The following is a 7,064-nucleotide window of genomic DNA, read 5'->3' on the forward strand; positions in this document are numbered from 1 at the left end:
GCCGGGGGGCCCACAATGATAAGTTTCGAAATCGCTCGAGACATGCCCACATAAAGCAAATTGTCGGGCAAATCAGCATCAGTGGTAACCAAAATAACCGCATCACGCTCTAGGCCTTTGGTGCGATGAATGGTTTCACAAACAATGTTTCCGTCCGCTCGCTTCTCCCATTTGTCACAAACAAAGCCACCGGGAGCTCCCTCACGAATTTTGTCACGCACACTGGTGTGCCCAGTCACCACCAAAATATTGGCCGGATCAATCTGGTCTTCACCCACCAACCGCTCCAATAAATTACCAACCTCGAGAACAGCCTGATCGTCAGAAGACCAACCATAAAACTCCACCGGTTGACCATCAGGAGAAGCAGGTGCCGCTTCTGCACCACCGAACCTTGCCACCACCCGGGCCACCGCATGCGTATTACGACAATTCATAGACAGGTCCGCCCGCACCACCCCCGAGCCAGCATTTTCCAAAATAAAACCACGGTCAAACACCTCTTGTTGGGGGTCAGCCAATTTCATCAGACGGGCAGCGCCTTCATCAACTAAAAGGCTCTCCAACGTTTCGAGCCAATGCGGGGCAAAGTCTTGCGCCTCATCAACCACGATGGTGTCAAAACGCATTACGGCCTCATCCAGATGCTTGGCGATATGGTCAAACGGAGCGTTCAACCACCATTCGCTGGCCTCCTTGCCGGACATACTCTCTGGCACCGACAACTTAGGGAAACCTTCTAAATTCATCAACATTTTCTGCACAGAACCGACCGTCAATAGGTCATTGTCTGAAGTAGCCTCCGCCAACATCTCGGCCATCGGTTCGTTAAAACAAGTCAGCAATGTGCGCTCGCCTCGTAGCAAAGCACGTTCCACCCAGGCCACCGCCAACCGAGTCTTACCACTGCCCGCCGGGCCAGAAACCACCACCCGTTCATTCAAATCTAAAGTAGCCAATGCCCGGGTTTGTCCATCAGTAATACGGCGCAAGGTAGTTCGAGCCTCCTTAGCTCGGGCTTGAGGATCCCAGCGAAAATCCTGATCAGGGCGCAAAAAATTCATCGCTGCCTCAATCTGGTCGGCCGCAAGTGGAGCATTGCGAACATCAGTGGCATACAACGCCCAAAAAGCGCCCTCCAAGGGCCGGCCGTCAACTGCACGCAAATCATCGGCCATCAACAACTGCTCGCGAAGTACCCCCGCCGGCAAACCATCGCCCAAAGCACTCAAGCCACGGATGTCCGGCATGGCCACCGCAAAAGGAACATGAATCTTTTTCAACAAGGGTGAACTCTTGTGGAGTTGGTCACGAAAAGCAAACGAAATGTCGTGCGCTTGGCGGGGCGGCGACAGAGAAATAATATCACTACGGCGGTACCACTCACCCTGGCGAACCTCTAACGGCCCACCTTTTACCTCAACAGCAAAAATCCCCATCAACTCGTTGATCAACAAAATATCAACTTCATAATTTTTGCCCTGATTCACTACCTCGAGGCGAGGGATAATCAACCAACTATCAGGCAAACCCTCTTGAAACATACGAATAACCCGTTGCTCCGATGACGGCAACGTATCTAACGGAATGTCTTCTGGAATTAACAACCCCATGAACTATCTCCTCGTAGATGAATATTTCAACGCTTGGGCACCACAATGCGTGAACCCTGATTGTCTGACTTCTTTACCTCCAGGCCCAAATCAATGCGGCCCTTCACCCCTTCAACGTGACTAATTAAACCCACCGTGCGGCCTTCATCTCGTAAGCCCACCAAAGTGTCAATCGCTAGATCAAGCGTGGCGGGGTCTAAAGAACCAAACCCCTCATCAACAAACAAACACTCAATGCGTAGACCACCATTGCGGCGCTGCACGGTGTCGGCCAACCCTAATGCCAATGACAACGAGGCCATAAACTGCTCACCGCCCGACAACGAACTCACTTGGCGAGTCGTCCCAGAATAATGATCGTCAATATCCATACGCAATGGATCTGCCTTGCCCTCATCGTCGGTAGTTCGCACCACAAAGCCATACTGCCCACTGCTCATCTTGCGCAAGCGCACCGATGCCTCAACCGCCACCTCTTTCAAGAACCGGGCCAACACCCACGACTCCAACGACCGGTTCGACCCTGCACCCGTGCCTCGACAGGTTTTATCTACCCGCTCAACCAAATCAGCCTCTTTTTGCAAGGCCGCGCCTTGGGCAGCAGTTTCTTTTGCCGAGTCAACAGCCTGAGAAAAACTACGCTTCCGTTCATCAACGGTGGTGAACGCCTTTTGCAAACCCTCCACATATTCTCTGGCCTGTTCAAGCAGCACCGTGGCCGCCTCAATATCTGGGCAATCCTTAGGCGCTCCTTTGAGACCCGCCAACTGCCCCTCAGCGAGAGCCAGCGCCCGGCTCCGACTTTCTAATGCTTCACCTAATTCAGCCAGTTTGTCACCCGGCACGAACGCTGCTCGGGCCCCGTCACTATTTTTAAAGGGCGATGCCGATAACGCCTGATCAACCGTCTTCTGGCCGACTCGCTGCTCACCTTCAGCAACTTGTTGAGCCTGCAGCGTGTCTAACAACCCGCTCAAAGCCTCTCCGATGGCAGCCGCTTGATCAGTTAGAGCCGCCGGGTCAGCACCCGGCCCCACCGCATCATCAACCTTTTTCTGCATCTTGGTGGCTTCCGTGTCCTTTTGTTTGGCCGAACTCTGTAGGTTCTTCGCCTCAGCAAGAACGTCGGTTTGTTTCTTTTCGTCTGCTCGCTTGCTGGCCTCTGCTCGATCAGCCTCGACTTTGAGCGACTGGTAGCCATCGGCCAGCTCTTGAACTTCATTAAGTAGGTCCTGGGCCTCATTAGCCGAATTCTCAAGCTCCACCACCACCTCACTGAGCTCCCGGTTGCCGGTTTTCACCTTCTTCTTAGCCTCAACTAGGAACTCTTGTGCAGCGTGCAAACTGGCCTGTGCCGCCCCCTGAGCCGTAGCCGCACTTTGCTGATCGCTCTCTGCTTTGGCTAATGCCTCATCTGCGCCGCCATCAGCCAAAGGGGCTGGGGAAGGGTGTTCCTCAGCGCCGCACACTGGGCATGACTCGCCATTTACCAATGCTTCTTGCGCCAAGTGGCCTGCCCAGTTTTTACGTTGCTGTTCTTGACACTGGGTAGCCGATTTCTGTGCTTTGGCCAACTTTTTGGCTGCCGAAACTGCGAACACTTCAGCCTTTTTCACCTTGCCCTGAGCAGTGAGCAGCGCGCCGGCATCGCTAAATTTTTCTTGCGCCGCCTGCGACGCTTTCTGCATCTCAACTAACCCAGCGCGAGCATCCTCGGCCGCCGCCAAATCTTTTTGCAAATCCTTACTTTCAGCCGCCGCCTCTTTTAACCCTTGCTCAAGGTCCTCTGCCTCTTCAAGGCCCGACGCCACTTCACCTAATAGGTCTTCGTGGTTTTGTCGAAGATCATTCGCGGCCTCCAGATTCTCGGCCGCCGTCTGGCACTCGGCTTGCCGCCTTGCCCAGGTAAGAGAAAGGCCTTGCGCAACTTTGGTTTCCTTGGGCACCTCTTTACTGGCCAAACCCACCGCCACTAAAGTTTGTTCCTGAGTCTGGTTAGCGTTCTGAGCCGACACCAAGCCTTGAGTGGCCAGTTTAAGTTCGTCGAGTGCTTCAACTACCGGGGCGGCCTTTACCCCTTCCTTATGGCGTTTCTGATCAAGCTTCGCATTTTCTTCAGATGCAGCAAACTCGGCCAGTTTTAGTTCTAACTCAACCTTTTGGGTGAACTTTTCAGCCTCCGTGGTTAACTTACGGTGAGCTTTTTCTGCGGTCTCCGATTTCTTCTCCGCTAAACCCAATACTTTTTCAATACTATTTTTAGCTCCCTCCAAGTGGCCCATTCGGCCGGAAATGTCATGCATGGCAGACCCCTCATCGTTCTCATCGAGAACTACCGGCCACTCGGTAAACACCAAATCTGTTTCTTCGCCCAAATCAGCGAGGCCCTGAAGAGCATCGGCCCACTGAACGGCCACACTGGCTTCTGCTTTTTCTCGCACCGCTCTCGCCGTACTAGCTTCACTACGCAAACGCGTCGCTTCCTCTTTGAGGTAATCAGCGGCTTTCTTATAACCCAAACTGGCAAACAAGGTACGCAGCAAGCCTTCACGATCTTCCTTTTTGGCCAACAGCACCTTTTGGAACCCGCCTTGAGGGAGCAGCACCACCTGAGAAAATTGTTTGTCATCAAGGCCCAACAACTCTTCAACACGCTTATCGACCGGGTTTTTTCCGCTGGCTACCTCATCCCAAGCGCCGCCATCCCAGTGCTCCAACGTGGCCTTGGCATTTATCTTCGTTGTGCCTTCACCTTTTTTCTTGAGGCGTTCCTGGGTAGGCATGCGTTCTACCCGCCAACGGTCACCACCAATAACAAACTCCAACGTCACCTTGGTGGTGGTCCCTGGGTCGGCAAAATGAGAACGGATTCCCGCCAAATCATTCCCCCGTACCCCCGGCACCGTGCCATAAAGAGCAAACACTAGGGCATCAAAAATTGAGGTCTTCCCCGACCCAGTGTCCCCAGCAACTAAATATAGACCCAAGTCATCAAGCGTCGAAAAATCTACCTCTTGGCGGCCGGCAAACGGGCCAAAAGCATTAATGACTAGATTCAGAGGTTTCATGCTGACCCCCCATCATTGAAACCAGCCCGGATGGCCGCATCTAACAAGTCCTCTTCTAGGTGAGAAGCCGGTTCGCCGGTTACATCTTCCCAAAAGGTTCGCACCACCACATCGGGCTTGTTTTCGAAATCCTCGGAATCAAGAATGGTGGTCAAGCCGTCATCAAAAAAGAGATAATTTAGTTCCAAAATGTGAGCGAAACGCTCCCGAAGTTTATCTCTCGCCCCCGGTTGGGTCGTTGGATCGGTTAAGTGCGCTCGCACGAAATGCGATTCATACTCGGTGTACTCGTCGCCCTTTAAAAGTTCTTCAAAGGAACCTTTAATGGTGACCACCGGTCGACCCGCCTTGATAGGCACGGTTTCAACCGTGACCTCACCGATGACCGACATAGTGACCAAACGCATGGACTTTGCGTGATTCTCAGAAAATGAATAAGGCAACGGGGTGCCTGAATAGGCCACCGTGGGGCCATTTACTTCTTGCGGTCGATGCAAATGGCCCAATGCCGCATAGGAATACCCATCAAACACTTGGGCGCCCACCTGGTCGGAGCCTCCCACCTGCAGCAACGAACGTTCTGACTCGCTTTCTTGGCCACCAGTCACGAAAGTATGGGCCACCACCAACGAACGGTCGCTTTTCGCTACCTCATCGGCCACCACAGCCAAAGCACCTTCAATTACTGATTGGTGCGTCGCTGCCCCTTCGCCTTGTGAAAGGTCTCGAGCCATAAACGGATCTAAAAATGGCACCGTCACCACAGTTAGTGGGCCATCGTCAAACTCCATGGTGGCCAACGAAGCTTCACGAGTACCTCGCACCACCACAGCCGGGTTAGTTAACGCCGGCTTCATTTCAATGCGTTCGCCCTGGTCATGGTTGCCGGCAATAGCCACCACTTGGGCGCCAGTTTCGATAATGCGCGCTAAAGCATCATTCCATATAACTACGGCCTCAGCCGGTGGTAACCCTCGGTCAAAAATATCACCCGCTATGACCACCAAATCAACCCGCCGGCCTTTGACCACCTCAATCAACTCATTTATAAACGCTTTTTGGTCACCAAGAAGAGAGGTGCTCTTAAACGACCGCCCAAGATGCCAATCACTGGTATGAAGAATTAACACATCGACCTCTTACCGTTCGTTGCCGCAACGGGCACACGGGTTTTCACCGGGGCTCATCCAAGTCATACAAGTGTCGCAAAGTTGACCCTCGGACGCAGATTCTTCGTCATCGTCATCGTCATACATGTTGGCTCCTTTGCCGGGTAATTGATTGTAGGGGGAGGCACTAACCTCCGCTCGGAAACACCATTACTCTTGTTTCATCTTCTTTTCAGCCAAAATATTGGCAATAAACCGAGTTGAGGACTCGGCAGACTCCACATCACCAAGTTTGAGGTCGGTCATAAGCAACGATGTTTCGTAACTGACCTCAACACCCTTTTCGTCAGCATAAGAAGCAGCGGCAGACTGATGGCGATCGCTACGAAACTCTGTGCGCTGCAAGTAGTAATGCGAAATCATGTGAAACACCTCGCCCTTGCCATATGAAAACACAACCGCCACTGGTTCTTCACCATATTTTGTGCCCAACTCCTTTGACTGGATAAGCACCTTGACCCGTTCTGTATCAAGAATACGAATGGGGTAAGACGAGCCCTCCAACCACCACTGAGGGTCGTCCTCGTCATCCAGCACGCCAGACAAATACGGGCTGGTGGGGTCAACTATCTCAATGCGTACTACATCATCACCAGTGGCTTTATTGTTGTACTCAATAATCTTAGGGAAAGCGGGTTCCACCACATTCCGAAGAGCCCAATCCGTGGTGAACAGCGAACCCCCATCAGACACAAACTTGCGAACATTTTCTATTGCTAACTGTGAAATGTTGCCGGGGCAGTTAATGATCAACAGTTGCTCTGGGCGAAGAGTGACACTATCAAATTGATCAATCCGAACTAACTGAAAAGGCACCTGAAGTGCTTCAAGGACTTGCTCAACATGATCATAAATATCTCGGACCACGACAATGTCTGAGGCTTCAATCTCTTCTAAAGCAGCAGCAGACAAAGGTGCTTCCTTCGCCATGCGGCTCTTACTGATGTCAGCCGCCACTTTGTAGGACTTCATCCGATCATTTTCTAGAGAAGTGTCATTACTGTTCATTTGAGCCTCCTTGGCTGCCACGCAACAACCAATTACTTGCGTAGGTCTTAAGAGTACGCTCGGGGTGTGACAGCCACCTCTGTCACACCCATGGAGTAGAAATAAGGCATGGGACTCTTTCGCAAGCGCCAGCGCAAACCAGCAACCGTTGAAGCCTTTGTCGGGGTGGCCTGCCTGAATTGCGGGTCAGAGCTCAGCGACCCCGA

At 52.4% G+C, this 7,064-nt stretch carries 4 protein-coding genes; all 4 read right to left on the reverse strand.

What is annotated here, in order from left to right:
* The coding region (locus EYQ49_01230) for a hypothetical protein (GenBank protein ID HIG24502.1) at positions 1–1,613 on the reverse strand (1,613 nt) is incomplete at its 3' end.
* A gap of 26 nt (positions 1,614–1,639) precedes the next feature.
* Positions 1,640–4,681 carry an SMC family ATPase gene (locus tag EYQ49_01235; GenBank protein ID HIG24503.1) on the reverse strand — a complete coding sequence of 1,014 codons (3,042 nt, stop codon included), beginning with the start codon at positions 4,679–4,681 and terminating at the stop codon, positions 1,640–1,642.
* Entirely contained in the window at positions 4,678–5,811 is a 1,134-nt protein-coding gene (locus EYQ49_01240) for an exonuclease SbcCD subunit D (GenBank protein HIG24504.1), read from the reverse strand. Before EYQ49_01240 ends, EYQ49_01235 begins: the two co-directional genes overlap by 4 nt.
* A 189-nt stretch (positions 5,812–6,000) precedes the next feature.
* Positions 6,001–6,858: a hypothetical protein gene (locus EYQ49_01245; GenBank protein ID HIG24505.1), complete on the reverse strand. Its 858-nt coding sequence runs from the start codon at positions 6,856–6,858 to the stop codon at positions 6,001–6,003.
* Between the last annotated feature and the right edge of the window lie 206 nt (positions 6,859–7,064).

This window comes from Acidimicrobiia bacterium (genome assembly GCA_012959995.1).
GTDB lineage: Bacteria > Actinomycetota > Acidimicrobiia > Acidimicrobiales > MedAcidi-G1 > MedAcidi-G2B.

Excerpts from the sequence above, each read along its gene's own strand:
- EYQ49_01245 (HIG24505.1), bottom strand. The coding sequence starts at position 6,858 with ATGAACAGTAATGACACTTCTCTAGAAAATGATCGGATGAAGTCCTAC.
- EYQ49_01235 (HIG24503.1), bottom strand. The coding sequence starts at position 4,681 with ATGAAACCTCTGAATCTAGTCATTAATGCTTTTGGCCCGTTTGCCGGC.